Source organism: Olavius algarvensis spirochete endosymbiont, assembly GCA_900608495.1.
Classification (GTDB): Bacteria; Spirochaetota; Spirochaetia; order DSM-2461; family DSM-2461; genus UBA2779.
Map to the genome: position 1 here is coordinate 1 of UWYT01000012.1, position 702 is coordinate 702.

Annotated in this window: 1 tRNA gene and 1 rRNA gene; both read left to right on the forward strand. The window is 50.6% G+C overall.

Annotated features, from left to right (window positions below):
* Positions 1-8: 8 nt before the first annotated feature.
* Positions 9-82, forward strand: a tRNA-Ile gene (locus S1OALGB6SA_RS00090).
* A gap of 151 nt (positions 83-233) precedes the next feature.
* Positions 234-702: ribosomal RNA gene (locus tag S1OALGB6SA_RS00095) — 23S ribosomal RNA — on the forward strand; the annotation flags it as partial.

A 702-nucleotide genomic window follows, 5' to 3' on the forward strand; every position in this document is an offset into this window, starting at 1 on the left:
GTGTATCCGGGCCTGTAGCTCAGCTGGTTAGAGCGCACGCCTGATAAGCGTGAGGTCACAAGTTCAACTCTTGTCAGGCCCAAAGGCGTTGAACCCTAATCCAAATTGCTGAGTGGTTCTTCATCGTGCATTGCGATGAGTTCAGCTTCCATTTGAGTTCTTTGACATGTTGATAGCATCTGCAGTTTTGAGTAAGCGGGTGTGATATAGGGAAGGGATATATAGAATAATATGGTCAAGTAAATAAGAGTCCATGGTGGATGACTTGGAGCTGTTTGGCGAAGAAGGGCGTGGTAAGCTGCGAGAAGCCTCGGTGAGGAGCAAACATCCATTGATCCGGGGATACCCGAATGGGGTAACCCATGCGCACAGCGCATATCATATGGTGAAGACATAGCCATATGAGGCGAGACCTGGGGAACTGAACCATCTAAGTACCCAGAGGAGAAGAAATCAAGATGAGATTTCCTGAGTAGCGGCGAGCGAAAGGGGAAGAGCCCAAACCAGGATAGTTACGGCAATTCTGGGGTTGTAGGAAGTAAGTGATGGGGAAGCTTGGAGATAGAAGAACGGTACTGGGAAGGCCGGCCAGAGAGGGTGAAAGCCCCGTAATCGAAATTTCTGAGAGTCTCTGCTTACTATCCTGAGTACGGCGGGACACGAGGAACCCTGTCGGAAACAGGGGGGACCACCCTCCAAGGC